A 26,171-nucleotide genomic window follows, 5' to 3' on the forward strand; every position below is an offset into this window, starting at 1 on the left:
GGAAATCGCACTAGAAGGCCACCCCGGCCGCTCGCGCGGCCCACAGCCTTCGATTGTGTTCCCGACGATGCGTTCCGCCAGCATCAGCCGCCGCACGGCGGAGACCGACGTCAGCGTCTCGGTGGCGCTCGACGGCACCGGCAAGGCCGCCGTCGCCACGGGCGTCGGCTTTCTCGACCACATGCTGGAACTGCTGGCGCGCCACGCCCTGTTCGACCTCGAGGTGAAGGTCGCGGGCGACCTGCATGTCGACCAGCACCACACCACGGAGGATGCCGGCATCGCGCTGGGGCAGGCTTTCCTGAAGGCGCTCGGCGAGAAGCGCGGCATCGCCCGCTACGCCGACATCCACCTGCCCATGGACGAGGCGCTGACCCGCGTGGCGGTGGACGTCTCGGGCCGGCCGTTCCTGGTGTTCAAGACGCGCTTCCCCACGGAGAAGATCGGCGCCTTCGACACCGAGCTCGTGCGCGAGTGGTTCCAGGCCTTCGCCATGAACGCCGGGATCACCCTTCACGTCGAGACCCTCTACGGCGACAATTCCCACCACATCGCCGAGAGCTGCTTCAAGGGATTGGCCCGCGCCTTGCGGCAGGCGGTCGCCGTCGATCCCCGCGAGGACGGCCGGGTGCCCTCGACCAAGGGAACGCTCTGACGGGCAGGGATCCAGGCAAGCGACCGGGGACGCGCATGCGCAGCTACACGCTCCATCTGCCCGCAGAGGCCAGACCCGGCGAGGCCCACGGCCTCGACCGGGCGCAGCTCGTGCCCGACGGCTTCTCCTGGGGCGCCTTCGCCTTCTCCGGCCTGTGGTGCTTCTATCACCGGCTCTGGCTCGCCGGGATCGGCGTGCTCGCGGGCTTCGCCGCCGTCGCCGGTCTCGGGCACCTGATCGGGCTGGCGCCGGGAGCGGGGTTCGTGATCGCCCTGCTCCTGTCCGTGCTGGTCGGGTTCGAGGCGTCCTCGCTGCGGCGCTGGACGCTCGCCCGGCGCGGGCGGCCCGCCCGCGACGCCGTCGTGGCGCGCGACTCAGAGGACGCGGAGAGCAAGGCGCTCGCCCGCTGGCTCGACGGCACGGAGCGGCCGGTGCCGCAGCGCGCCTACGGCTCGGCGACGCCCTCGACCCATGTGATCGGGCTGTTTCCGTTCGGCGAGGGCCGCCGGTGAGGTGCGAGGTGGCGGCGTGAGCGGCGAGACGGTCGCGATCATCGATTACGGCTCGGGCAACCTGCACTCGGCGGCCAAGGCCTTCGAGCGCGCGGCGCGCGAGGCCGGGCTCGACGGCACCGCCATCGCCGTGACCGGCGATCCCGAGGTCGTGTCACGCGCCGGGCGCATCGTGCTGCCGGGCGTCGGCGCCTATGCCGATTGCCGGCGCGGGCTCGACGCGGTGCCCGGCATGGTCGAGGCCTTGCGGGAAGCCGTGAGCGAGCGCGCAAAACCCTTCCTCGGCATCTGCGTCGGCATGCAGCTGATGGCGACGCGCGGGCTCGAATACGAGACCACCGCCGGCCTCGGCTGGATCCCCGGCGACGTCGCCGCCATCCGCCCGTCCGATCCGTCGCTGAAGATCCCGCATATGGGCTGGAACACGCTCCGCCCGGAGCGGGAGCACGCGCTCTTCGCCGGCATCCCCACGGGATCGGACGGGCTGCACGCCTATTTCGTCCACAGCTACGCCCTGGCGGCGAGCCGCCCCGAGGACGTGATCGCGACGAGCGACTACGGCGGCCCGGTGACGGCGGTGGTCGGGCGCGACAACCTCGTCGGCACCCAGTTCCACCCAGAGAAGAGCCAGCGCCTCGGGCTGGCGCTGATCGCCAACTTCCTGCGCTGGCGCCCCTGACCCAACGGCGCCGCCCCATGAGAAAGACGAGCTAAGCGCGTGATCCTGTTTCCGGCGATCGACCTCAAGGAAGGACGCTGCGTCCGCCTCGTGCAGGGGGACATGGCGCAGGCCGTCGTGTTCAACGACGATCCGGCCGCGCAAGGAGCGCGCTTCGAGGAGCAGGGCTTTTCCTGGCTCCACGTCGTCGATCTCGACGGCGCCTTCGCCGGCGCGCCGATGAACGCCTCCGCGGTCGACGCCATCCTCGCCCGCGTCACGCTCCCCGTGCAGCTCGGCGGCGGCGTGCGAGACATGCGCACCCTCGAATCCTGGCTCGCCAAGGGCGTCGCCCGCGTCATCATCGGCACGGCGGCGGTGCGCGATCCGGCCTTCGTGCGGGAGGCCGCGCGGCTCTACCCTGAGCGGATCGCGGTCGGCATCGACGCCAAGGACGGCCGCGTCGCCGTGGAGGGCTGGGCGCAGACCTCCAGCATGACGGCCGAGGAGCTCGGCCGCCGCTTCGAGGATGCCGGCGTCGCCGCGATCATCTACACGGACATCGCCCGCGACGGCATCCTCAAGGGGCTCAACATCGAGATGACCGTGGCGCTGGCCGAGGCCGTGGGCATCCCGGTGATCGCCTCCGGGGGCCTCGCCTCCATCGCCGACATCCACCGCCTGCTCGAGCCCGACTGCGCGCTGCTCGCCGGCGCCATCACGGGCCGGGCCCTGTACGACGGCCGCATCGACCCCGCCGAGGCGCTCACCGCCATCCGGCAGGCCAAAAGCGCCGCGGCATGATACGGTGGCGGCCGCGATGCCCTCGCTGGGGATTGAGGCTGCGATGACGGCTGCGGCAAAGACGGCGACACGGCCGGCTCCGGTCGGGACGCATTACGAGCAGGACTTCTACACCTGGACGCAGGAGCAGGGCGCGCGCCTCCGGGCAGGAGACCTCGCCGGCCTCGACCGCGAGAACCTGGCGGAGGAGATCGAGAGCTTGGGCCGCAGCCAGTTCGACAGCCTCGTCAGCGCGTTGCGGATCGTCCTTCTGCACATGCTGAAATGGGACCATCAGCCGGCGCGGCGCACGCGGAGCTGGGCGATCTCGATCGCGACCTACCGCGCCGACGCGGCGGACGAACTGAAGGACAGCCCAGGTCTCAAGAGCAGGTTGGACGAGGCCCTGGACCGCGCCTACCGGCGGGCGCGGCTCGAAGCCTCCAAGGAAACGCGCCTGCCTTTGAAGCGCTTCGCCGAGGACTGCCCCTACACGCTCGAGGAGGTGCTCAACCGCCCCTTCGCCATCGATCCCGACGAGACCCCGTAGGCCCGTGCTCAAGACCCGCATCATCCCCTGTCTCGACGTAAAGGACGGCCGCGTGGTCAAGGGCGTCCGCTTCCTCGAATTGCGCGACGCCGGCGATCCGGTGGAGGCGGCCAAGGCCTACGACGCCGCCGGGGCCGACGAGCTCTGCTTCCTCGACATCACCGCGAGCCACGAGGATCGCGGCACGCTGCTCGACGTGGTCAGCCGCACGGCGGAAGCCTGCTTCATGCCGCTCACCGTGGGCGGGGGCGTGCGCACCGTCGAGGACATCCGCACCCTGCTGCTCGCCGGCGCGGACAAGGTCTCGATCAACACCGCGGCGGTGAAGGACCCGGATTTCGTGGCGCGCGGCGCGGAGAAGTTCGGCGACCAGTGCATCGTCGTCGCCATCGACGCAAAGCGGGTCTCGGAGGCCGGCGCGCCGCCGCGCTGGGAGATCTTCACCCATGGCGGACGCACCCCCACAGGCATCGACGCCGTGGACTTCGCGCGCCTGGTGACGGCCAAGGGGGCGGGCGAGCTGCTCGTGACCTCCATGGACCGCGACGGCACCCGCGTGGGCTACGATCTCGCGCTCACCCGCGCCATCGCCGACGCGGTGCCGGTGCCGGTGATCGCCTCCGGCGGCGTCGGCGGGCTCGACGATCTCGTCGCGGGCGTTCGTGACGGGGGCGCCAGCGCGGTGCTCGCCGCCTCGATCTTCCATTTCGGCGAGGCCAGCATCGCGCAGGCCAAGGCCCATATGGCCGCCGCCGGGCTCGCCATGCGCCTCGACCCCTGCTGAAACGGCCCATGGCAGGGGCCGGAAAAACCGAGGGAATTTGCCATCCCGAGGGATTGTCAGCAGGACGCCTTGCCCGTTAGCCGGCGTTGACGCAGTTTCCGGTTCGGGAGCGCCCGGCCTTCGTGCCGCCGGGCGCCGACAGACCGCATGAACGAGCCTGCATGACCCCTTTCACGCTCAGCGACCTCGACGCCCTCGTCGCAGACCGGGCCCGGACTCCGTCCGAGCAGTCCTACACGACGAAGCTCCTGCAAGGCGGCCCGGCCAAGGCCGCCAAGAAGCTCGGGGAGGAGGCGGTCGAGGCGGCCATCGCCGCCGTGCAGGGCGACAGGCCGGGGCTCGTCGCGGAAGCCGCCGACGTGCTCTACCACCTGCTCGTGCTGCTGCGCGCCAGCGATGTCAGCCTCGACGACGTGATGGCGGAGCTCGGCCGCCGCACCGCCCAGAGCGGGCTCGCCGAGAAGGCGTCGAGGCGCCCCGCATGACACGGCCGGACGTCCAGCCCGTGGCCCCGCTGCCGGAGCCCGATCCCGGTCCCGGCCAGGATCCGGTGACGGGGGAGGGGCCCGAGCACCTCTCGCCCTATCGCCTGTTCAAGCGGGACGAGTGGGCGCAGTTGCGCGCGGAAACCCCGCTGACCCTCACCGCTGAGGATATCGAGCGGCTGCAATCCCTCAACGACCCCATCTCGGTGGAAGAGGTGGTGGCGATCTACCTGCCGCTCTCGCGCCTGCTCTCGCTCTACGTCGCGGCGACGCAGGGGTTGTTCAAGGCGACGCAGCGCTTCCTGCTCGCCGAGCGGGAGGCCAAGGTGCCCTACATCATCGGGCTCGCCGGCTCGGTGGCGGTGGGCAAGTCGACCACTGCGCGGGTGCTGAAGGCGCTGCTGGCGCGCTGGCCCAACACGCCGAAGGTCGATCTCGTCACCACGGACGGCTTCCTGCTGCCGAACGCCGAGCTCGCCCGCCACGGCGCCATGGACCGCAAGGGCTTCCCGGAAAGCTACGACACGGCGGCGCTGCTCCGCTTCCTCCACGACATCAAGGCCGGCCGCAAGCGCGTCGCCGCGCCGATCTATTCGCATCTCGTCTACGACCGCGTGCCGGGCGAGGAGCGCATCGTGGAATCCCCCGACATCCTCATCGTCGAGGGCCTCAACGTGCTGCAACCGGCGCGCCTGCCGAGGGACGGCACCGCGATCCCCTTCGTCTCGGACTTCTTCGACTTCTCGATCTATCTCGACGGGCACGAGGACGACCTGCACCGCTGGTACGTCACCCGCTTCATGAAGCTGCGCCAGACGGCCTTCCGCGATCCGCGCTCGTATTTCAGCAAATATGCCGAGATCCCCGAGGCGGAGGCGCTCGCCACCGCCGACGATCTCTGGTCCACGATCAACCTGCCGAACCTGCGCGAGAACATCCTGCCCACGCGCCAGCGCGCCAGCCTGATCCTGGCCAAGGGCCCGAGCCATCGCATCGAGAGCGTGGCGCTGCGGAGGCTGTAGGGATGGGGCACTTGAGCCCGGATACAGCGATGGCTCTCGAAACGAAGCCCTGGGACGTGGCCGAGCATCTTCCCGACGAAGCGGCGATCGCGGCCTATATCGAGGCGGTGATCGAGGATGGCGATCCGGCGCTGCTCGCCGCCGCCATCGGCGACATCGCGCGGGCGCGCGGGATGGCGCAGATCGCGAAGGAGACGGGGCGTTCCCGCGAAAGCCTGTACCGGGCGCTGTCCGAGAAGGGCAACCCGGAACTCTCGACCCTCATGGCCGTGCTGAAAGCGCTCGGCCTGCAACTGAGCGTGAAACTGTCGCAAGGCTGAGCCCAAACCGTCTCACCCGAACGGAAACACCGCCTCCGCGACGTAGGGGCCGCCGCCGGTCGATTCGCGGGCGGAGAAGACCGTCACCGCATCCGCCGTGAACCGCAGCGGCTCGAACAGGCCGGCCTGCGAGAGATACATCGCCACCGCCTCGGGCGAGGCCGAACGATTGAGACGCGCCAGCGTGACATGCGGCGTGAACCTGCGGCGCTCGGGCTCCGCGCCGACGCGGCGCGCGATCCGCTCCTGCTCCGCGTGGAGATCGTCGAGCTCGGCACTCCCGGCCACGCTCGCGAGGATCGCGCGCGGCTTGTCGCCGCCGAAGACGGACAGACCCTCGAGCAGGATCTCCAGCGGCGGACGCGGGCGCGCCTCGGCGAGTGCCTCCAGGAAATCCTCGGCCCGGTCGCCGGGCACGTCGCCGAGGAAGCGCAGCGTGACATGATAGTCCGGCGGCTCGATCCAGCGCGCGCCGGGCAGGCCGCCGCGATACCGGGACAGCGCCGCGCCGATCCCGTCGGGGATCGCCAGGGCGGTGAAGAGGCGCGGCACGGCCTATTTCCCCGTCTCTTGAGGCATTTTCTGGAGCCGCCCGAGGAACTCCTCCACCGAGGGGAGGATCCCCGCGACGATGGTCTCGACGCCCTTGGCGTTGGGATGGAGCCTGTCGGGCAGGGTCATGCCCTCCTGGCCGGCCATGCCCTGCATGAAGAAGGGATAGAGGATCAGGCCGTAACGCTCGGCCAGCTCGGGATAAATCGCATCGAAGCGGGCGACGTAGTCCGGCCCGAGATTGAGCGAGGCGCGCATGCCCGCGAGCAGCACCGGGATGCCGCGCGCCTTGAGCCGCGCGACGATGGCGTCGAGCGCCTTGGCCGGCACCGCCGGATCGGTGCCGCGCAGCATGTCGTTGGCGCCGAGCTCCAGGATCACCCCGTCCGTGCCGTCGGGGACCGACCAGTCCACCCGGTCGAGGCCGCCGGTGGTGGTGTCGCCGGAGACGCCGGCATTGGCGATGGCGACGTCGTGGCCCTTCGCCCGCAACGCGCGCTCGAGCACCGCCGGGAAGGCGGCATCGGCCGGAAGCTGGTATCCGGCGGTGAGGCTGTCACCGAGCGCCACCAGCTTCAGCGGCCGGCCCGAGGGCGCGGCGAAGGCGGGCGCGACCAGGATCGCAGCGTAGACTGCGGCGAAGAGGAGCATCACCGCCGCCGCAAGCCGGCCATCATGGCGCGGCAGTGGGAAAGCGCCCATATCGCGGCTGCCCGCGCGCCGCCGCGCGAGGCGTGACCATATCCGTGCCGGCATTCCCGTCCGATCTTAAAACGCATTCGCCCATGTCCGCTCCCGCGCACAGATCGGTCCCGTGCCGAACTCCGACAAGGCCGCCCATGTCAGGAAGCCCGCGATGACGCCCGCGATCGCGCTCTCGAGGATCGATCTCAGCCTCGGCCGGGGCCCCGCGCGGGTGCATGTCCTGCGCGGCATCTCGCTCGCTGTCGAGGCCGGAGAGGCGGTGGGGCTCGTCGGGCCCTCCGGTTCCGGCAAGTCGACGCTGCTGATGGTGATGGCGGGGCTCGAGCGGCCCGATTCCGGGACCATCGCCGTGGAGGGCACCGATCTCGGCCGGCTGGACGAGGACGCGCTGGCGCGCTTCCGGGGCCGCCGCATCGGCATCGTCTTCCAGGCGTTCCACCTCGTACCGACGATGACGGCGCTGGAGAACGTCGCGCTGCCCCTCGAACTCGCCGACAAGCCGAACGCGCATGCCCGCGCGGAAGCCGAGCTGCGCGCGGTCGGCCTCGGGCACCGGCTGCACCACTACCCGGCCCAGCTCTCGGGGGGCGAGCAGCAGCGCGTCGCCATCGCGCGGGCGGTGGCGCCGGATCCCGCGATCCTGGTGGCCGACGAGCCCACCGGAAACCTCGACGAGACCACGGGACGGCAGATCGTCGAGCTGCTCTTCGCGCTGAAGCGCGACCGCGGCGTCACCCTCGTCCTCGTGACCCACGATCCCGGTCTCGCCCGGCTCTGCGACCGCACCGTGCGCTTGCGCTCGGGACTGGTCGAGGACGCGGCCGCGACCGCCGGCGCCGCCTGAGATGCACGGCACGCTCCCCGCCGCCGAGCCGGTCCGCCGACCGGCCGCCTCGCGCCTCCCGCTGATCCCGAGGCTGGCCTTGCGCGAATTGCGCAGCGGCCTTTCGGGATTCGCGATCTTCCTCGCCTGCATCGCGCTTGGGGTCGCGGCCATCGCCGGGGTCGCCTCGGTGTCGCGCTCGCTCACGGACGGGCTCGGCCGCGAGGGACGCCGCATCCTCGGCGCGGATCTCAGCTACAGCCTCATCAACCGCGAGGCGACGGAGGCCGAGCGGGCGGTGCTCGCCGCCGAAGGGCCGGTCGGCGTCGTCGCCACCCTACGAGCCATGGCGGTGGCCGGCGACACCGGCGCGGCGCTGGTCGAGATGAAGGCGGTCGACGCCACCTATCCGGCGGCCGGCACCCTCGTCACGGAGCCGGCGGCCCCGCTCTCGGAGCTCACCGCCGAACGGGACGGTGCCTGGGGCGCGGTGGCCGATCCGGCGCTGCTGGCACGCCTCGACCTCAAGGTCGGCGACCGCATGACGGTGGGCGGAACCCCCTTCGCCGTCCGGGCGAGCCTCGTCTCGGAACCCGACAGGATCGCCAACGGCATCGGCTTCGGCCCGCGCCTGATCGTGTCGCAGGCGGCGCTCAGGGCCTCGGGGCTGGTGCGGCCGGGGAGCCTGAACCGCTGGAGCTACCGCCTGCTGCGCCCGGAGGCGACGGATAGCGATCTCAAACAGGCATCCGAGCGCATCGCCAAGGCCGCCCCGAGCGCCGGCTGGGAGATGCGCGCCCGCTCGGATGCCGATCCGCGCTTCGCCAAGAGCATCGAGCGGTTCACCCAGTTCCTGACTCTCGTCGGGCTCACGGCGCTGATCGTCGGCGGGGTCGGCGTCGCCAATGCGGTGCATTCCTTCGTGGAGCGCAAGCGCGGCTCCATCGCCACGCTGAAGAGCGTCGGCGCGCCGGGCTCGCAGGTGGTGGCGCTGTACCTGACGCAGGTGATGGCGATCGCCGGCATCGGCACGGGCATCGGCCTCGCCATCGGGGCGGCGATCCCCTTCGTCATCGCGGTCCTGTTTCGCGATGCGCTGCCGCTGCCCCTCGATCCGACCCTGGCGCCCTCCGAGCTGGCCCTCGCGGCGGCCTACGGGCTGCTCACGGCGCTGGCCTTCGCCATCACGCCGCTCGGGCGCGCCCACGACATCCCCGTCTCCGGCCTGTTCCGAGAGGGCGTCGAGCCCTCCGGCCTCAAGGTCCGCACACGCTACCGGCTGATCCTCGCCGCCGCGCTGGCGGCGCTGGTGGCGCTCGCCCTCGCCACGGCCTTCGACAGGCGGGTGGCGCTGATCTTCATGGCGGCGGCGGCGATCGCCTTCGCGCTGCTGCGGCTCGTGGGGCTCGGCCTGATGACGCTCGCCCGCCGCCTGCCGCGCCCGAAGCGGGCGGCGCCGCGCATGGCGCTGGCCAACCTGCACCGCCCCGGCGCGATCACGCCGGCCATCGTGCTCTCGCTGGGGCTCGGCGTGACCCTGCTGGTGACGCTCAGCCTCATCGACGCGAATGTGAGGCGCGCCCTGTCGTCGAGCCTGCCGGCGCGAGCGCCGAACCTCTTCTTCCTCGACATCCCCGCCTCGGACGCGGCGAGCTTCCATGCCTTCCTCGGCAAGGCGGCGCCCACGGGCAAGATCGAGCGCGTGCCGATGATGCGCGGGCGGATCATGGCCGTCGACGGCGTGCCCTCCGAGAAGATCAAGCCGCCGGAGGACGCCGCCTGGGTGCTCGACGGCGACCGGGGCATCACCTACGCCGACGACCCTCCCGACGGCTCGACCGTCGTCGCCGGAAAATGGTGGAGCGAGGCGGAGGGCCGCGAGCCGCTGGTCTCCTTCGAGGCCGATCTCGCCCGCGCGCTCCATCTCGACATCGGCGGCACCGTCACCGTGAACGTGCTCGGCCGCAACCTGACGGCCCGCGTCGCCAACCTGCGCAAGGTCGAGTGGCGCTCGCTCGGCATCAACTTCGTGATGGTGTTCTCGCCCGGCACCTTCAAGGGCGCGCCCCATTCCGACCTCGCCACCCTGTCCCTGCCGGGCGGGCCGGACGCGAAGGCGGAGAACCTCATCCTGCGCGACGTCGCCAAGGCGTTTCCCTCGGTGACGGGAGTGCGGGTGCGCGACGCGCTGGAGGCGGTGAGTGACCTCGTCGGCCGGCTCGTCGTCGCGATCCGGGGGGCGAGCGCCGTCGCCGTGCTGGCGAGCCTGTTCGTGCTGGCCGGTGCCGTGGCGGCGGGGCACCGCGCCCGGCTCTACGACGCCGTGGTGCTCAAGGTGCTCGGCGCCACCCGCGCCCGGCTGCTCTCGGCCTACGCCCTCGAATACGCCGTCCTCGGGCTCGCCACCGCGCTGTTCGGGCTCATCGCCGGAACCCTCGCCGGCTGGGTCATCGTCACCCGCGTGATGAAGCTCGATTTCGTCGCCGATCTCTCGGGAGCGCTGGCGGCGGCGATCCTCGCGGTCGCCGTCGCGGTGGCGGCGGGGCTCGTCGGGACCTGGCGCATCCTCGGCCAGAAGCCGGCGCCGTACCTGCGGCAGTTCTAGAATCTTTGTTCAGCAGAACGGCGCCGGGCCGCCGACGCCATAGTCGTTTTGGCGGCCAACGAAAGCTTACCGCATTTTAATCCGCACGGCGGGGAAGAAAAAACCGTCCGTTTTGCTCCGGAAAACCACGCATGCACACCCGGCCAGGGTCTTGTACCGGGGCGCGCCGCGCCGCATATTCTCCTCTGAGGCGTCCCCCGTCAGGGAGGCGCCCGAGGTTACGCGTGCGCCTCGGTTCCGCAATCACGCTGAGGAAGTCCTCCTCCCAAGGGAACTTTCGAGGGTAACTTTCATGGCATTCGACAACAGCCCCTTCCGGTCCGCCGCCCCGGCTCCCGGATACGCCGGCACCCAGGTCGACGTCGACCAGGGGCTGCGCGCGTTCATGCTGGGCGTCTACAACAACATGGTCGTCGGGCTCGGCATCTCCGGCCTCGTCGCGCTCGGCCTCAACATGGCCGCCACGGCGCAGACGGCGACGGGCAAGCTCGCCCTGACGCCGTTCGGCCAGATGCTCTACACGAGCCCGCTCAAGTGGGTCCTGATGCTCGCGCCGCTGGCGTTCATCTTCATCTTCTCGATGCGGATGGACAGGATGTCGGCCGCCTCCGCGCGGTTGACCTTCTTCGCCTTCGCGGCGGTGATGGGCGCCTCGATGTCGACCCTGATGCTCGTGTTCACGGGCGCCAGCGTCGTGCGGGTGTTCTTCATCACGGCGGCCACCTTCGGCGGCATCAGCCTGTGGGCCTACACCACGAAGCGCAGCCTGTCGGGCATGGGCTCGTTCCTGATGATGGGCCTCATCGGCCTGATCATCGCTTCGGTGGTGAACATCTTCCTGGCTTCGAGCGCGATGCAGTTCGCGATCTCGTGCCTCGGCGTGCTGATCTTCGCGGGCCTCACCGCCTACGACACGCAGAAGCTGAAGGAGATGTACCTCTACAGCGGCGCCGATGCCGAAGGAGCCGCCAAGCTCTCCGTCAACGGCGCGCTGACGCTCTATCTCGACTTCATCAACATGTTCCAGTTCCTGCTCTCGCTGCTCGGCGATCGCCGCTGAGCCTCGACGCAGACCGGAACGGAAAGGCCCCGGCGGGACACCGCCGGGGCCTTTTTCATGGGCGGCATACCCCGAGGCCGGGCCCCGCTCAGACCGCCCGTAGCGGCTTCTCCAGCACGGACAGCACGCGGGCGAGGTCGGTGCCGCGCTTCATGACGAGCCCGGTGGCCGCCACCACCGCGTAGGCGCCCTGGCGCCGGGCGAGCTTCGGATCCTTCTCCACCCGGTAGAGCGGCATCTCCGAGGTGCGCCGGTAGATCGAGAACACCGCCTTGTCGCGGCGGAAATCGAGGGCGTAGTCGCGCCACTCGCCCTCGGCCACCATGCGGCCGTAGAGGTTGAAGATGGTGCGCAGCTCCTGGCGGTCGAAGGCGATCTGGGCGGCGCCCTGAGAACCGGATTGCGGTGTCGGAGAGGGGCCGGGGAAGGGCACCACGCTGCCGGCATGGTCGCTCGATCGAGGCTCGGCGCTCGTCCGTTCGCTCATCGGATCTCCGTCGTCTGCTGCTTCGGTTAGCCGGATGATGGGCCCGCGCACCGGCCCCCGCAAGGCTCCGGCATGTTGCCAGCAAGCAACATCGACACACAAATCGCCACGATCCGGCCACGATCGCGCCTTTTCCGGGCCATGCGGCAGCGCCACAACACCTGGGAACCTCGTCGGCTGCGTGCCGGCCCGGCGCCCGTACCCGAGCTCCCCAGCCCGCGGGCGCCAGACCGGACCCGATGCCGCCGGTACTTTTCGAGGTTTCGAGACCCAAGGACTTCAGGCCGCCCCTCGGGGCGGTCTTTTTTATGCCCGCGATCGGGCGCGCGGCGCTATTCTCTCGCGGAAGGCGGGCAGGACACCGCCGAACGCCGGACGACGAGACGCGTGCCCCAGTTCGACGACCGGTTCCGGCAGACGCTCTCCGATCTCTTCGCGTGGCGCCGCGACGTGCGCCGCTTCCGGGACGATCCGGTCTGCGAGACGGCCCTGCGCGATTGTCTCGCCCTAGCCTCGCTCAGCCCCTCGGTGGGCAACAGCCAGCCCTGGCGCTTCGTTCGCGTCTCCGATTCCGAACGGCGGCGGGCCGTCACCGAGAGCTTCGAGCGCTGCAACGCGGCCGCCGCCCTCGGCTACGACGCTTCCCGGCGCGACCTCTATCTCGGCCTGAAGCTCGCGGGCCTGCGCGAGGCGCCGGTGCATCTCGCGGTCTTCTGCGACGAGGCGACGGAGGCCGGGCTCGGGCTCGGCCGGGCGACCATGCCCGAGATGCTGCGCTACTCCGTGGTCGGCGCCATCCAGACCTTCTGGCTGGCGACCCGCGCGCGCGGGATCGGCGTCGGCTGGGTCTCGATCCTGGAGCCGGCCCGCGTCCGCGCGGCGCTCGACGTCCCCGAATCCTGGCATCTCGTGGCCTATCTCTGCGTCGGCCATCCGCGCGAGGAGCATCTCGACCCGGAACTCGTGCGGCACGGCTGGCAGGACCGCGACGCGGACGCGGCCAAGCTGTTCGAGCGGTAGCCGTCGCGAAGGTTAGCGCCGGGTTTCGCCACCCGGTTGCATTTCCTCGGCTCGGAGCGCGCGCCTTTTACCGATCTTCCAAGAAACCGTGCGACGGCGCGACAGTCATCGTCCTGTAAAGGGGAACGGCAAGCTTGGGAGCGGATTATCCGTCCAGCGTATAGTCACGCTTGCAAGGACGGATCCGATGAACTGGCAGAAGGGATGGGGCGTGGTACTGGCCGGCGCGACGCTGGCCGTGGCGATGGCGGCACCGGCCGCCGCGCGCGAGGTGGTGCCCTTCGGCGACGGGATGAGCCCCGGCTCGGTGCTGATCCGCATCTCCGAGCGGCGTCTCTACCTCGTCAACGGCGACGGCACCGCGATCCGCTATCCCGTCGCGGTGGGCAAGCCCGGCAAGCAGTGGACCGGCACCACCCGGATCGACGGCAAATATGTCGCCCCGGCCTGGTCGCCCCCGCGCGAGGTCAAGCGCGACCATCCGAACCTGCCGAACCTCATCGCCGGCGGCTCGCCACACAACCCGATGGGCGCAGCAGCGATGACCCTCGCCGGGGGCGAATACGCCATCCACGGCACCAACCGGCCCGCGTCGGTGGGCACCTACGCCTCCTATGGCTGCATCCGCATGTACAATCAGGACGTGGTCGACCTCTACGGTCGCGTCTCGGTCGGCGCGCAGGTCTACATGGTGCGCTGAAGGGCGCCGGAGCATTTTCGCGTGAGGCAGCTCCGGCTCACGCAAAGAAAATGCGTTCCGCCAAATAAAGAGAGCCGATTCCGCCGGACGCGGAACGGCTCCGAGCGGTCTCCCGCCTCCCCGGATCGAACCGGGGAGCGTGGAAAAAAATCAGAAGTCGACCGCGATGCCCTTCACCTCCCAGTCGTCGTAGCGCACCGGCTCCAGCCCGCCGCGCCCGAGTTTTTCACGGGCGGCGGCGATCTCGGCGGCGTGCGCGTCGATGGCCTTGCGGCGCTCCGCCGCCTCGGCGAGGGCGCGCTCGGCGGCGGGGGGCAGAACCCTGCGCGGGGCGTCAGACGCATCCTCCGCGACGATCTGATGGGGCCTCGGGTCTTGCATCGAACCGGTTCCGGTGGAAGGGCGGCTGTTCGCGGCGCGCGCGCCTTTCCACGGGACATGGCATCGATGGCGGATCCCCGCAACGCGGACGGACCGGATACTCCCGCTGGCGACACGGCCGCCGGGCTTCCCGCGCGCAAGGTGGCGGCGGCGGCGGTCGCGGACCTCCTCGGCAAGGGCCGCGCCCTGGCGCTCGAGGACGCGCTGGCCCAGGCCGGACGCCATGCCGGCCTCGACCAGGCCGATGCCGGGCTCGCCCGCGCCATCGCCACGGCGACCTTCCGCCGCCTCGGCTTCCTGAAGCGCGTGCTGCATGCGCGCATGGCCCAGGGCCTGCCCGAGGCCGACACGGCCCTGACGGCGCTCCTCGCCACGGGCGCGGCGCAGATCCTCGACCTCTCCGTTCCGGACCATGCCGCCGTCGATCTCTCGGTGCGGCTCGCCAAGGCCGACCAGCGCCTCGCCCATCTCGGGGGACTGGTGAACGCCGTCCTGCGCCGGATCGCCCGCCAGCGCGACGCCATCCTCGCCGAGTTCCGCGACCCGCTGGCCGACAACACGCCGGGCTGGCTCGGTGCCCGCTGGATCGCCGCCTACGGCCCGGAGCGCGCCGCCGGCATCGCCCGCGCGCATCTCTCCGGCGCCGCGATCGACCTCACCGTGCCGAGCGATCCCGACCGCTGGGCCGACATCCTCGGCGCCGACCTGCTGCCGACCGGCTCGCTCCGGCTGCGCGACGGGCGCGCCGCGATCCCCTCGCTGCCGGGCTACGGGGAGGGCGCCTGGTGGGTGCAGGACGCGGCCGCCGCCATTCCCGCCCGCCTCCTCGACGTGAAGCGCGGCGAGCGCGTGCTCGATCTCTGCGCGGCGCCCGGCGGCAAGACCGCGCAGCTCGCCGCAGCCGGCGCCGAGGTCACGGCGGTGGACCGCTCCGCCCCGCGCCTGCGCCGCCTCTCGGAGAATCTCGGGCGCCTGTCGCTGAACGCGCGGGTGGTGACGGCCGACGCCCTGGAACTGCCCGAGGATCCCGTCGACGCCCTGCTGCTCGACGCCCCGTGCTCGGCCACAGGCACCATCCGCAGGCACCCGGACGTCGCCTGGACCAAGACGGAGGGCGACATCGCCCGGCTGACGGGATTGCAGGAGCGCCTGCTCGACAAGGCCGCGCGGCTCGTGCGCCCCGGCGGCCGGCTCGTCTACTGCACCTGCTCGCTGGAGCCGGAGGAGGGCGAGGCCCAGATCGCGGCCTTCCTCGCGCGCCGCCCCGAGTTCCGCCGGCTGCCGGTGGCGGCAGGGGAGGTCGGCGGCCTGTCCGGCCTCGTGGATGCGAACGGGGATCTGCGGACCGTCCCCGCGGCGGACGGTCCGCTCGGCGGCACGGACGGCTTCTTCGCCGCCCGGATGATCCGCGAAGGATGAACCGCGAGAGACTGTCAGGCGCTCCCGGAAGCGCCTGACAGTCTCTAACGCATTGTGATGCCGTATGTCGTGATGCCGTATGTCCGGACGGAGAACCGGAAGCCACTTCTACCGGACATGCTCTAAAGCAGCCCGAGCTGGCCGCCGCCTGCGCGGGAGCGGGACGCCTTCGGGCCGACGCTGACGCCGGCGCCCGAGACCGACGCCTTGAAGGCGGCGATGTCGGCATAGGCCTGGACCTGCGTCCGGAAGCGGACGGAGGAGCACATCAGGGCACCGCTGCGGTCGTCCGAGAGGGTCCAGAACCAGTTGCCGGACGGGTCTTCCGAGATGTCGAAACGCATCGCAACCATCCGCCTGCGAACGGAACGCGACAGGGGTACAACAGAAAAAACCTCGACGGGTAAATATCTTACGTCCGATCAAGCCAATGCCGGCTACGAACCGGCGAAGCCGCCGCCTTGTCCCCGTTATGCACGCTGTCCACATGGTGCGGCGCCGCCCGTCCCGAGGCAGAAGTGGCGAATCACCCGCCCCGCGCCGGGGATCCCCCGGTCGCCGCCGGGGTTGTCCGCCGGTCACGGGTTTCGGCCATGCTTAACGCCCGGTTAGGAGGCCCGCTCTAGCTTGAGCGTCGAGGGAGACCGGCCACGGGCATATGCCCCGCGCCGCCGGCCGAGGAGATCGCGTGCGTTGGGGGGCTGACCGCTGGAGCATGTATCGGCTCATCGGGCGCGAGATCGCGCGCGCGATGCGTCATACGGCGGCGGGCTTCACCTCCTCGCCGGACCTGCTGGCGCGGGCGCGGGTCACGGGGCTCGTCATCGCGCCGCACGACCTGCGCACCAGCGACGCCACCTTCGCCGACGACATCTATGCCGGGCTCTTCGTCTTCGCCGGCCGCTCCCTGACGGTGCAGGGCCGATCGCCCTTCGACTACACGCCCCCTTCGGAGGAATGGGCGGAGGCGCTCTACGGGTTCGGCTGGCTGCGCCACCTGCGCGCCGCCGACAGCGCGCTCGCCCGCGCCAATGCCCGCGCGCTGGTCTCGGACTTCATCGCCGGACGCGGCGACCCGGCCCTCGCCGACCGCACCCCGGTGACGGCCAGGAGGCTGATCTCGTTCCTGTGCCAGTCGCCCCTGGTGCTGGAGGGTGCCGACCACGCCTTCTACCAATCCTTCCTCAAGGCGATCGGCCGCTCGGCGCGCGATCTCGAGCGCTCGCTGCGCCGGGGGCTTGCGCCGCAGCCGCGCCTCAACGCCGCCGTGGCCCTCTGCTACGCGGGGCTGTGCTGCGAGGGCCTGCAACCGATCCTGCGCCGCGCCGTCCGCATCCTCTCGCGCGAGCTCGATCTCCAGATCATGCCCGACGGCGGCCATTCCAGCCGCGATCCGCGCTTCACCATGGAACTGGCCATCGACCTGCTGCCCCTGCGCCAGAGCTTCCTCAGCCGCAGCGTCGAGCCGCCGGAGGCGCTGCTGCGCGCCATCGACCGGATGCTGCCGCTGCTGCGCCTGCTGCGCCACGCCGACGCCTCGCTCAGCCATTTCAACGGCGTCGGCGCCACCGCCGCCGACCATCTCGCCACCCTGCTCGTCTATGACGGCACCATGGCCCGGCCGATGTCGCACGCGCCGAACTCCGGCTACGAGCGGCTGGAGGGCGGGCGCATCGTCGTCGTCGCCGATGTCGGCGGGCCGCCGCCGCTGGCGCAGTCCACCGCCGCGGGCGCCGGCTGCCTGTCCTTCGAGATGTCGAGCGGGCCGCAGCGCGTCGTCGTCAATTGCGGCCTGCCCGACAGCGGCGCCGAGCTGCGCCGGCTCGCCCGGACCACGGCGGCCCATTCCACCGCCACCGTCGCCAACGTCTCCTCCTGCCGCTTCCTGCCGAGCGGCGGCTGGTGGGGCGAGAGGCGCGCCGTCGCCTGGCTGGAACGGCGGCTCGGCCCGGTCATCCTGCGCGGTCCGGGAGAGGTGAAGGCGGTGCGTTCGGAAGCCGACGGCGCGCAGGTGCTCGCCGCCCGCCACGACGGCTATGCCCGTGACCTCGGCATCGTGCACGAGCGGCGCTGGCGGCTCTCCGGCGACGGAGCGCGGCTGGAGGGCGAGGATTCCTTCCTGCGGGACGGGGAGGGGCGGGTGCGCGCGCGCGGCCGCGACGTGGCGATCCGCTTCCACCTGCATCCGGCCATCGCCATCCGCTCGGAGGCCGCCGACGGGCTCGAGCTCGCCTCGCCGCTGGGCGAGGTCTGGCGCTTCAGCGCCGAGGGCGCGGCGATCGCGGTGGAGGAAAGCGTCTACTTCGCGGGGCTCAGCGGGGCCCGGCGCACGGACCAGATCGTGCTCCATGTCAGGGTCGGCGATCCGGCGCTGGTGCGCTGGTCCTTCGTCCGCGCCTCGGGCCGGGACACGGTCTCCGCCGGCTGAGGCGCGCCCGCGCTGGCCCCTTGCGCATGGTTCGTGCTACCCGCCCGAGGCCGTGCCGGCGATCCCGGACGGCGACGATGAAACGGACGGGTTTCCCAGAGGCTTGGCATGTCCCACGACGTTGTGCGGGTCTCCCGCGCGCTCCTCTCGGTCTCGGACAAGACCGGCCTCGTCGACTTCGCCCGCGCCTTGTCGGAGCGCGGCATCGATCTCGTGTCCACCGGCGGCACCCACAAGGCGCTGAAGGAAGCGGGGCTTCCTGTTACCGAGGTCGCCGATCTCACCGGCTTTCCCGAGATGATGGACGGCCGGGTGAAGACTCTTCATCCGGCGGTGCATGGCGGCCTGCTCGCCATCCGCGACAACCCGGAGCATCAGGCCGCGCTCGCCGCCCACGGCATCGGCGCCATCGATCTCCTCGTGGTCAATCTCTACCCGTTCGAGGCGACCATCGCCGCCGAGCGCTCCTTCGACGACTGCGTCGAGAACATCGATGTCGGCGGCCCGGCGATGATCCGCGCGGCGGCCAAGAACCACGCCGACGTCGCCGTGGTGACGGATGTCGCCGACTACGGCGCGATCCTGGACGAGCTCGCCGCCTCGGACGGCTGCCTCGCCGCCGCGACCCGCCGGCGCCTGGCGCAGGCCGCCTTCGCCCGTACCGCCGCCTACGACGCGGCCATCGCCGGCTGGCTCGCGAGCCAGGGCGCCGCGCCGGACGTGCAAGCCTTCCGCAGCTTCGGCGGGCGTCTCGCGCAGAGCCTGCGCTACGGCGAGAACCCGCATCAGGCGGCCTCGTTCTACCGCTCCCCCGGCAAGCCGAGACCCGGCGTCGCCAGCGTGCGGCAGGTCCAGGGCAAGGAATTGTCCTACAACAACCTCAACGACACCGACGCCGCCTACGAATGCGTCGCCGAGTTCGACCCCGCCCGCATCGCGGCGGTGGCGATCATCAAGCACGCCAACCCTTGCGGCGTGGCCGAGGGCGCGAACCTCCTCGACGCCTACGAGAAGGCGCTCGCCTGCGACCCGACCTCCGCCTTCGGCGGCATCGTCGCCCTGAACCGGATTCTCGACGCCGAGGCCGCGAAACGAATCGTCGAGATCTTCACCGAGGTCATCATCGCGCCGGACGCGACCCCGGAGGCCGTCGCCATCGTCGCGGCCAAGAAGAACCTCCGCCTCCTGCTCGCCGGCGGCCTGCCCGACCCGCGCGCCCCCGGCCAGACCGTGCGCAGCCTCGCCGGCGGCCTCCTCGTGCAGGACCGCGACGCCGCGAGCATCGACGACATGACGCTGACGGTCGTCACCAAGCGCGCGCCGAGCGAGGCCGAGTATGCCGACCTGCGCTTCGCCTATCGCGTCGCCAAGCACGTCAAGTCGAACGCCATCGTCTACGCCAAGGGCGGAGCCACGGTCGGCATCGGCGCCGGGCAGATGTCGCGTGTGGATTCCTCGCGCATCGCCGCCTGGAAGGCGGGGGAGGGCGCCGAGCGCCTTGGGCTCTCGGAGAGCCTCGCCAAGGGCTCGGTGGTCGCCTCCGACGCGTTCTTTCCCTTCGCCGACGGGCTGCTGACGGCGGCGGCGGCGGGCGCCATTGCGGTGATCCAGCCCGGCGGCTCCATGCGCGACGAGGACGTGATCAAGGCCGCCGACGAGGCCGGGCTCGCCATGGTCTTCACCGGGCACCGCCACTTCCGGCACTGATTTTTTTGCGACGGCACCGGTCGCCGGACAAGAAAAAGGCCCCGCCGCGAGGCGGGGCCTTTTCCATTTGCCGGAAGAGCTGCGCGACTAGCGACGTTCCATCGCCGTGTCGTCGTCGAGATGCCGGTCCTTGGTCTCCGGCACGAAGAACACGCCGATGACGAAGGTCATCACCGCGACCACGATCGGGTACCAGAGGCCGTAATAGATGTCGCCGGTCTGGGCCACCATGGCGAAGGCGGTCGCCGGCAGCAGGCCGCCGAACCAGCCGTTGCCGATATGGTAGGGCAGCGACATCGAGGTGTAGCGGATGCGGGTCGGAAAGAGTTCCACGAGCGCCGCCGCGATCGGCCCGTAGACCATGGTCACGAACAGCACGAGCACGAAGAGCAGCCCGATGACGGTGGCGACCTGCGGCCGGAACACGTCGAACGGGTTCGCCATCTTGACGATCTCGGCATCCCCCGCCTTCGGGTAGCCGGCGGCCTGGAGCGCGGCGGTGGTGGCCTTGGTGAAGTCCGGCGTCGGCGAACCGGCCGGGAAGGGCACCACGGTGTCGTTGACCTTCACCACGGTCGGCTGGCCCGCCGGGCCGGCCTCGGTGGAGTACTTCACCGAGGACTTCGCCAGGAAGTCGCGGGCGAGGTCGCAGGGCGCGGTGAAGACGCGGGTGCCCACCGGGTTGAACAGGTTCCCGCACTCCTTCGGATCGGACACCACGGTGACCTTCACCAGCTCGATGGCCTTCTCGAGCTTCGGGTTCGCGTAGGTGGTGATCTTCTGGAAGATTGTGAAATAGCTCACCGCCGCGATGAGGCAGCCCGCCAGGATGATCGGCTTGCGGCCGATCTTGTCGGAGAGCCAGCCGAAGAACACGAAGAAGCCGGTGCCGAACACGAGCGACCACGCCACCAGGAGGTTTGCGGTATAGCCGTCGACCTTCAGGATCGATTGCAGGAAGAACAGCGCGTAGAACTGGCCGGTGTACCAGACGACGCCCTGGCCGGCGGTGAGGCCGAGCAGCGCGATCAGCGCGAACTTCGCGTAACGCCACTGGCCGAAGGCCTCCGTGAGCGGCGCCTTCGAGGTGGTGCCCTCCTCCTTCATCTTCTTGAAGGCGGGGGATTCCGAGAGCTGGAGGCGGATCCAGACGGAGATGCCGAGCAGCACCACGGAGACGAGGAACGGGATGCGCCAGCCCCACTCCTTGAAGGCCTCCTCCCCGGTGAAGGTGCGGGTCGCCAGGATGACCATGAGCGAGAGGAACAGGCCCAGCGTCGCCGTGGTCTGGATCCAGCTCGTGTAGAAGCCGCGGCGTCCCTGCGGCGCGTGCTCGGCGACATAGGTCGCCGCGCCGCCATACTCGCCGCCGAGCGCGAGGCCCTGGAGCAGGCGCAAGCCGATCAGGATGATCGGAGCCGCGATGCCGATGGTGGCGGCGTTGGGCAGGATGCCGACGATGAAGGTCGACAGACCCATGATGAGGATCGTGACCAGGAAGGTGTACTTGCGGCCGACGAGATCGCCGACGCGGCCGAAGACGAGGGCGCCGAAGGGCCGCACGATGAAGCCGGCGGCGAAGGCGAGCAGGGCGAAGATGTCGCGCGTGGCCGGCGGATAGGCCGAGAAGAACTGCGCGCCGATGATCGCCGCCAGCGAGCCGTAGAGGTAGAAGTCGTACCACTCGAACACGGTGCCGAGGGACGAGGCGAAGATGACGCGTTTCTCGGCCGAGGTCATCGGCCGCGTTGGAGATTCGGTTCGGGTCGGACTTGTAGCCACGGCCATAAACGGGGTTCCCTCTCGGCGTTGTTCTTGAAGGCGGCCGGGTTGATCCAGGCGCGCGCCGTTTCCGGAGGTCGGCTTCGGGAAACGTCAGGTTACTGTATCGTAACCTTTGCGCGCGCCAAGCCTCGCCGCCGCCGAAGGGATGACGGAGCTTCCGTTGTCACAAGGGTTTTTCGAGAGGCCGGCCGGCCCCGCCGAGCCGCCAGCGACGCGCCGGGAAATCGTACGGTCCTGTCGGCCCGGCGGGCGCCTGCACCCGCCGGGCCGGGCTTTCAGTGGGCGTGCGCCCCGGAGGCGCCGATGCCGGTCTCCGAGCGGACATACTGGGCATCGAAGGCCGCGCGTTCGCGCTGCGCCCGCCGCGAGCGGTCGAGCATCGAGACGATGAAGATCGTCGCGAAGGCGAGCGGCATCGAGAACAACGCCGGGTTGTCGTAGGGGAAGATCGCCGCAGCGTGGCCGAAGGTCGTCACCCAGACGGCTTTCGACAGCACCACCATGGTCACGGCAGCCACGAGCCCGACGAGCCCTCCGATCAGCGCGCCCCAGGTGGTGGTTCCCCGCCAGAGGATCGACATGGTCAGCACGGGGAAGTTGCAGCTCGCCGCCACGGAGAAGGCGAGCCCCACCATGAAGGCGACGTTCTGGTTCTCGAAGACGTAGCCGAGATAGATCGCCACGATGCCGATCACCACGGCGGCGATCTTGGAGAGCCGCACCTCGGACGCCTCGTTGGTGCGCCCGCGCGCGATGACGCTGGCATAGAGGTCGTGGCTGACCGCCGAGGCTCCGGCGAGCGTCAGCCCCGCCACCACCGCGAGGATGGTCGCGAAGGCCACCGCCGAGATGAAGCCGAGGAAGTACGGACCGCCGACGGCGTTGGCGAGGTTCACGGCGACCATGTTGGTGCCGCCGATCATGCCCTTGAGCTTGTCGAAGGCGCCGGCCGCGTCGAGCTTGAAGTAGCTCGGATCGGACATCAGCAAAGCGATGCCGCCGAAGCCGATGATGAAGGTGAGGATGTAGAAATAGCCGATCAGGCCGGTGGCGTAGAACACCGACTTGCGGGCGGCCTGCGCGTCCGAGACCGTGAAGAACCGCATCAGGATATGCGGCAGGCCGGCGGTGCCGAACATCAGGCCGATGCCGAGCGAGATCGCCTCCACCGGGTTCGAGACGAGGCCGCCGGGCGCCATGATGGCGTCGCCCTTCGGATGCGTCGCCACGGCGGCGGCAAACAGCTTCTCGGGGTTGAAGCCATATTTGTAGAGCACCGCGCCGGCCATGAAGGTCGCGCCGCCCAGCAGCAGGCAGGCCTTGATGACCTGCACCCAGGTGGTCGCCTTCATGCCGCCGAAGGCGACGTAGACGATCATCAGCACGCCGACGATCACCACCGCGTAGAGATAGGGCAGGCCGAACAGGAGCTGGATCAGCTTCCCCGCGCCGACCATCTGCGCGATCAGGTAGAAGGCCACCACCACGAGCGTGCCCACCGCCGAGATGATGCGGATGGCGGTCTGGTCGAGGCGGAAGGAGGCGACGTCGGCGAAGGTGAACTTGCCGAGGTTGCGCAGCCGCTCCGCGATCAGGAACAGCACGATCGGCCAGCCGACGAGGAAGCCGGTGGAGTAGATCAGCCCGTCGAAACCCGAGGTGTAGACGAGGCCGGAGATGCCGAGGAAGGAAGCCGCCGACATGTAGTCGCCGGCAATCGCCAGCGAGTTGGTGCCGGCCGAGATGCCGCCGCCGGCGGCGTAGAAGTCGGAGGCCGATTTCGTGCCCTTGGCGGCCCGGTAGGTAATGCCGAGCGTGAACAGCACGAAGAACAGGAACATGCCGATGGCCGGCCAGTTCGTCGCCTGCTGCTGCACGGCGCCGAGATCGGGGCCGGCGGCATGGGCCGGCATCGCGGCCAGCCCGACGAGGAGCGCGAGGGTGAGGCGGCTCATCGGCCGAGGCTCCTCTGAAGCTCGGCGCTGAGCGCGTCGTAGCGGCCGTTGGCGCGCATCACGTAGATGCCGGTCAGCAGGAAGGCGAAGAGGATGACGCCGACGCCGAGGAACAGGCCCAGCGAGGCGGTGCCGCCGACCTTGGTGGCGAGCAGCGCCTTGTCGAAGGCGATGAGGCCGATGAAGCCGAGATAGACCGCCAGCATCAGCCCGGTCAGGATCCAGGCGAAGCGGGTGCGCTCATGGACGAGGGTCTGGAAGGTCGGGTTGCGTACGATGCGCTCGTGCTCGCTGCCGGCCTCGAACGAGGGCCGCGACGACGGGTCGAGACCGGGCGCGGCCGGTCCCTGTGAAATGGCACTCAAAAGCTCTTCCTCCGAGGATACGGCGGCCCCTTCTGGCGAGGGGTCCGCCACTGGTCGTGTCGTCGCCGTCTCTCGGGGTCCGGGGATGCGCGGCGCGCGTCCCCGGCTCCGGTCAGTGCGGCCGGTTCTGGCGGTTCTCGATCAGGTCGTCGACGACCGCCGGCTCGGCGAGCGTCGAGGTGTCGCCGAGGGAGGAGAAGTCGTCCTCGGCGATCTTGCGCAGGATGCGGCGCATGATCTTGCCCGAGCGGGTCTTGGGCAGGCCCGGCGCGAACTGGATCAGGTCGGGCGAGGCGATCGGGCCGATGTCCTTGCGGACCCAGGCGACGAGCTCCTTGCGCAGGGCCTCCGATCCTTCCTCGCCCTCGTTGAGGGTGACATAGGCGTAGATGCCCTGGCCCTTGAGGTCGTGCGGGTAGCCGACGACCGCGGCCTCCGCGACCTTGGCATGCGCGACGAGGGAGGATTCGACCTCGGCCGTGCCCATGCGGTGGCCCGAGACGTTGATGACGTCGTCGACGCGGCCCGTGATCCAGTAATAACCGTCGGCGTCGCGCCGGCAGCCGTCGCCGGTGAAGTACTTGCCCTTGTAGGTCGAGAAGTAGGTCTGCTCGAAGCGCTCGTGGTCGCCGTAGACCGTGCGCATCTGGCCGGGCCAGGACTGGGCGATGCAGAGGTTGCCCTCGCAGGCGCCCTCCAGCACCTTGCCCTCGGCGTCGACCACCTCGGGCACCACCCCGAAGAAGGGCCGCGTCGCCGAGCCGGGCTTCAGGGCGGTGGCGCCGGGAAGCGGGGTGATGAGGATGCCGCCGGTCTCCGTCTGCCACCAGGTGTCGACGATGGGGCAGCGCGAGTCGCCCACGACCTTGTAGTACCAGTCCCAGGCTTCCGGGTTGATCGGCTCGCCGACCGAGCCGAGCACCCGCAGCGAGGCGCGCGAGGTCTTCTTCACCGGGCCCTCGCCGCCGCCCATGAGCGAGCGGATCGCGGTGGGCGCGGTGTAGAAGATGTTGACCTTGTGCTTGTCGATCACCTCCCAGAAACGGGAGTTCGACGGATAGGTCGGGATGCCCTCGAACATCAGCGTCGTGGCGCCGTTCGCGAGCGGGCCGTAGACGATGTAGCTGTGGCCCGTGACCCAGCCGACATCGGCCGTGCACCAGTAGATGTCGCCCTCGTGATAGTCGAAGACGTATTGGTGCGTCATCGAGGCGTAGACGAGATAGCCGCCCGTGGTGTGCACCACGCCCTTCGGCTGGCCGGTCGAGCCCGAGGTGTAGAGGATGAAGAGCGGGTGCTCGGCCTCGACCTCGACGGCGGGGCAGTCGTCCGTCACCTGCTCGGCGGCCTCGTGATAGTACACGTCGCGGCCGGCCTCCATCGTCACGTCGGAGCCTGTGCGGCGCACCACGATGACGTGGTCCACGAGGTCCTTGCCGAGCCGCGAGATCGCCGCGTCGACATTGGCCTTCAGGGGCACCTTGCGGCCGCCGCGCAGGCCCTCGTCGGCGGTGATGACGACCTTCGAGGCGCAGCCCTCGATGCGGCCGGCGAGCGAATCCGGCGAGAAGCCGCCGAACACGATGGAATGGATGGCGCCGAGCCGCGCGCAGGCGAGCATGGCATAGGCGGCCTCCGGGATCATCGGCAGGTAGATCGTGACCCGGTCGCCCTTCGAGACGCCGCGGTTGCGCAGGACGTTGGCCATCCGGCAGACCTGGGCGTGCAGCTCGCGATAGGTGATGTGCTTCGACTCGTTCGGGTCGTCGCCTTCCCAGATGATCGCGGTCTGGTCGCCGCGCGTCTCGAGATGTCGGTCGATGCAGTTATAAGCGACGTTGGTGATCCCGTCCTCGAACCACTTGATCGAGATCTTGCCCGGCTCGAAGCTCGCGTCCTTCACCTTGGTGAAGGGCTTCATCCAGTCGATGCGCTTGCCGTGCTCGGCCCAGAAGGCATCCGGGTTCGACACCGACGCCTCGTACATCTCGAGATAGCGGGCGTTGTCGATGAGCCCCTTCTCGCGCCACGCACCCTGGACCTCGACCAGCTTCTCGTCCATCGCATTTCTTCCCTGTCCGGTGCCCGGTCGTTCGCGGATGTCAGACCCGCGCAGCCGTGGCTTCCAAAGATCGCGACCGTCCCGCATTCGGGAGGCGGTCGCCGGAGACGGGCGACCGCGCCACGCTCCCGACGGTAGCGGGCTCAGGCGTCCCAGGCAGCTAGGCGCCCCCTTCGACCGCTGTCAAGCAAGCCAAAAGTTCAACGCTCGCCTTGCGAATTTCATATCGGCGCGGGGAATTCGCGAAACCGTGCCGCGCTCTTCGGGGAGCGGCGTCGCGGGAAGCGGGAACCGCCGGCCGTCCCGGCGGACCTTCGGGACGGACGGCCCGGCTGACATCGCTTCCGA

26 protein-coding genes are annotated in these 26,171 nt (G+C 70.3%); 17 read left to right on the forward strand and 9 right to left on the reverse strand.

What is annotated here, in order from left to right:
* The first annotated feature begins 67 nt into the window (after window positions 1-67).
* The 9 genes from hisB to ACP56T_RS17135 all read left to right on the forward strand — a co-directional run bounded on the left by hisB (window position 68) and on the right by ACP56T_RS17135 (window position 5,769).
* The gene (gene hisB / locus ACP56T_RS17095; RefSeq protein ID WP_430913350.1) at window positions 68-655 is read left to right on the forward strand and encodes an imidazoleglycerol-phosphate dehydratase HisB; all 588 of its coding nucleotides are present in this window, start codon (window positions 68-70) and stop codon (window positions 653-655) included.
* A gap of 35 nt (window positions 656-690) precedes the next feature.
* Window positions 691-1,167: a DUF2628 domain-containing protein gene (locus ACP56T_RS17100; protein WP_430913351.1), complete on the forward strand. Its 477-nt coding sequence runs from the start codon at window positions 691-693 to the stop codon at window positions 1,165-1,167.
* A 16-nt stretch (window positions 1,168-1,183) separates the two neighbouring features.
* Entirely contained in the window at window positions 1,184-1,846 is a 663-nt protein-coding gene (gene hisH, locus ACP56T_RS17105; protein WP_430913352.1) for an imidazole glycerol phosphate synthase subunit HisH, read from the forward strand.
* 39 nt (window positions 1,847-1,885) lie between these two features.
* Complete coding sequence (hisA, locus tag ACP56T_RS17110; protein ID WP_430913353.1) at window positions 1,886-2,629, forward strand: 1-(5-phosphoribosyl)-5-[(5-phosphoribosylamino)methylideneamino]imidazole-4-carboxamide isomerase; 744 nt, start codon at window positions 1,886-1,888, stop codon at window positions 2,627-2,629.
* 43 nt (window positions 2,630-2,672) lie between these two features.
* Window positions 2,673-3,158, forward strand: a complete 486-nt coding sequence (locus ACP56T_RS17115; RefSeq protein ID WP_430913354.1) for a DUF29 domain-containing protein — start codon at window positions 2,673-2,675, stop codon at window positions 3,156-3,158.
* A gap of 4 nt (window positions 3,159-3,162) precedes the next feature.
* Window positions 3,163-3,942 (forward strand): imidazole glycerol phosphate synthase subunit HisF, encoded by a 780-nt coding sequence (gene hisF, locus ACP56T_RS17120; RefSeq protein WP_430913355.1) that lies wholly within the window; start codon window positions 3,163-3,165, stop codon window positions 3,940-3,942.
* 161 nt (window positions 3,943-4,103) lie between these two features.
* A complete protein-coding gene (locus tag ACP56T_RS17125) occupies window positions 4,104-4,427 on the forward strand; it encodes a phosphoribosyl-ATP diphosphatase (protein ID WP_430913356.1) in 324 nt (107 codons plus the stop codon).
* Entirely contained in the window at window positions 4,424-5,449 is a 1,026-nt protein-coding gene (gene coaA, locus ACP56T_RS17130; protein WP_430913357.1) for a type I pantothenate kinase, read from the forward strand. Before ACP56T_RS17125 ends, coaA begins: the two co-directional genes overlap by 4 nt.
* A 29-nt stretch (window positions 5,450-5,478) precedes the next feature.
* A complete protein-coding gene (locus ACP56T_RS17135) occupies window positions 5,479-5,769 on the forward strand; it encodes an addiction module antidote protein (RefSeq protein WP_430913358.1) in 291 nt (96 codons plus the stop codon).
* A gap of 12 nt (window positions 5,770-5,781) precedes the next feature.
* On the opposite strand, the gene thpR is transcribed toward ACP56T_RS17135, so the two are convergent.
* Window positions 5,782-6,321: an RNA 2',3'-cyclic phosphodiesterase gene (gene thpR / locus ACP56T_RS17140; RefSeq protein ID WP_430913359.1), complete on the reverse strand. Its 540-nt coding sequence runs from the start codon at window positions 6,319-6,321 to the stop codon at window positions 5,782-5,784.
* A gap of 3 nt (window positions 6,322-6,324) precedes the next feature.
* Window positions 6,325-6,972: an arylesterase gene (locus tag ACP56T_RS17145; protein WP_430913360.1), complete on the reverse strand. Its 648-nt coding sequence runs from the start codon at window positions 6,970-6,972 to the stop codon at window positions 6,325-6,327.
* A 205-nt stretch (window positions 6,973-7,177) separates the two neighbouring features.
* Here ACP56T_RS17145 and ACP56T_RS17150 point away from each other — a divergent pair, with 205 nt between their 5' ends.
* From ACP56T_RS17150 to ACP56T_RS17160, 3 genes are all read left to right on the forward strand, one after another.
* Window positions 7,178-7,870 (forward strand): ABC transporter ATP-binding protein, encoded by a 693-nt coding sequence (locus tag ACP56T_RS17150; RefSeq protein WP_430913400.1) that lies wholly within the window; start codon window positions 7,178-7,180, stop codon window positions 7,868-7,870.
* A 1-nt stretch (window position 7,871) separates the two neighbouring features.
* A complete protein-coding gene (locus ACP56T_RS17155; protein WP_430913361.1) occupies window positions 7,872-10,454 on the forward strand; it encodes an ABC transporter permease in 2,583 nt (860 codons plus the stop codon).
* Window positions 10,455-10,746: 292 nt separating this feature from the next.
* Complete coding sequence (locus ACP56T_RS17160) at window positions 10,747-11,514, forward strand: Bax inhibitor-1/YccA family protein (RefSeq protein WP_430913362.1); 768 nt, start codon at window positions 10,747-10,749, stop codon at window positions 11,512-11,514.
* An 88-nt stretch (window positions 11,515-11,602) separates the two neighbouring features.
* On the opposite strand, the gene ACP56T_RS17165 is transcribed toward ACP56T_RS17160, so the two are convergent.
* Window positions 11,603-12,001 carry a DUF2794 domain-containing protein gene (locus ACP56T_RS17165; RefSeq protein WP_430913363.1) on the reverse strand — a complete coding sequence of 133 codons (399 nt, stop codon included), beginning with the start codon at window positions 11,999-12,001 and terminating at the stop codon, window positions 11,603-11,605.
* A gap of 387 nt (window positions 12,002-12,388) precedes the next feature.
* Between ACP56T_RS17165 and bluB the strand changes: the two genes are divergently transcribed.
* Together bluB and ACP56T_RS17175 are read left to right on the forward strand one after the other, a co-directional pair.
* Window positions 12,389-13,021 carry a 5,6-dimethylbenzimidazole synthase gene (bluB, locus tag ACP56T_RS17170; protein ID WP_430913364.1) on the forward strand — a complete coding sequence of 211 codons (633 nt, stop codon included), beginning with the start codon at window positions 12,389-12,391 and terminating at the stop codon, window positions 13,019-13,021.
* Between the two features lie 187 nt (window positions 13,022-13,208).
* On the forward strand, window positions 13,209-13,721 hold the full coding sequence (locus ACP56T_RS17175; RefSeq protein ID WP_430913365.1) for a L,D-transpeptidase: 513 nt from the start codon (window positions 13,209-13,211) through the stop codon (window positions 13,719-13,721).
* 150 nt (window positions 13,722-13,871) lie between these two features.
* Here ACP56T_RS17175 and ACP56T_RS17180 read toward each other — a convergent pair whose 3' ends face one another.
* On the reverse strand, window positions 13,872-14,102 hold the full coding sequence (locus tag ACP56T_RS17180) for a DUF1674 domain-containing protein (protein ID WP_430913366.1): 231 nt from the start codon (window positions 14,100-14,102) through the stop codon (window positions 13,872-13,874).
* 66 nt (window positions 14,103-14,168) lie between these two features.
* Here ACP56T_RS17180 and ACP56T_RS17185 point away from each other — a divergent pair, with 66 nt between their 5' ends.
* Window positions 14,169-15,521, forward strand: coding sequence for an RsmB/NOP family class I SAM-dependent RNA methyltransferase (locus tag ACP56T_RS17185; RefSeq protein WP_430913367.1), 1,353 nt, complete (start codon window positions 14,169-14,171; stop codon window positions 15,519-15,521).
* A 122-nt stretch (window positions 15,522-15,643) separates the two neighbouring features.
* Here ACP56T_RS17185 and ACP56T_RS17190 read toward each other — a convergent pair whose 3' ends face one another.
* Window positions 15,644-15,865, reverse strand: coding sequence for a hypothetical protein (locus ACP56T_RS17190; RefSeq protein WP_430913368.1), 222 nt, complete (start codon window positions 15,863-15,865; stop codon window positions 15,644-15,646).
* Between the two features lie 344 nt (window positions 15,866-16,209).
* Between ACP56T_RS17190 and ACP56T_RS17195 the strand changes: the two genes are divergently transcribed.
* Together ACP56T_RS17195 and purH are read left to right on the forward strand one after the other, a co-directional pair.
* Window positions 16,210-17,949 (forward strand): heparinase II/III family protein, encoded by a 1,740-nt coding sequence (locus ACP56T_RS17195; protein WP_430913369.1) that lies wholly within the window; start codon window positions 16,210-16,212, stop codon window positions 17,947-17,949.
* A gap of 108 nt (window positions 17,950-18,057) precedes the next feature.
* Entirely contained in the window at window positions 18,058-19,656 is a 1,599-nt protein-coding gene (gene purH / locus ACP56T_RS17200) for a bifunctional phosphoribosylaminoimidazolecarboxamide formyltransferase/IMP cyclohydrolase (RefSeq protein ID WP_430913370.1), read from the forward strand.
* An 87-nt stretch (window positions 19,657-19,743) separates the two neighbouring features.
* Here the strand turns inward: purH and ACP56T_RS17205 are convergent, their stop codons facing one another.
* From ACP56T_RS17205 to acs, 4 genes are all read right to left on the reverse strand, one after another.
* Entirely contained in the window at window positions 19,744-21,444 is a 1,701-nt protein-coding gene (locus ACP56T_RS17205) for an MFS transporter (RefSeq protein ID WP_430913371.1), read from the reverse strand.
* Between the two features lie 272 nt (window positions 21,445-21,716).
* On the reverse strand, window positions 21,717-23,396 hold the full coding sequence (locus tag ACP56T_RS17210; protein WP_430913372.1) for a cation acetate symporter: 1,680 nt from the start codon (window positions 23,394-23,396) through the stop codon (window positions 21,717-21,719).
* Window positions 23,393-23,674: a DUF485 domain-containing protein gene (locus ACP56T_RS17215; protein WP_430913401.1), complete on the reverse strand. Its 282-nt coding sequence runs from the start codon at window positions 23,672-23,674 to the stop codon at window positions 23,393-23,395. The genes ACP56T_RS17210 and ACP56T_RS17215 overlap by 4 nt, the downstream gene beginning before the upstream one ends.
* Before the next feature lie 199 nt (window positions 23,675-23,873).
* Entirely contained in the window at window positions 23,874-25,823 is a 1,950-nt protein-coding gene (acs, locus tag ACP56T_RS17220; RefSeq protein ID WP_430913373.1) for an acetate--CoA ligase, read from the reverse strand.
* Between the last annotated feature and the right edge of the window lie 348 nt (window positions 25,824-26,171).

The sequence above is a fragment of the Methylobacterium endophyticum genome (assembly GCF_050591105.1).
Lineage (GTDB): Bacteria > Pseudomonadota > Alphaproteobacteria > Rhizobiales > Beijerinckiaceae > Methylobacterium.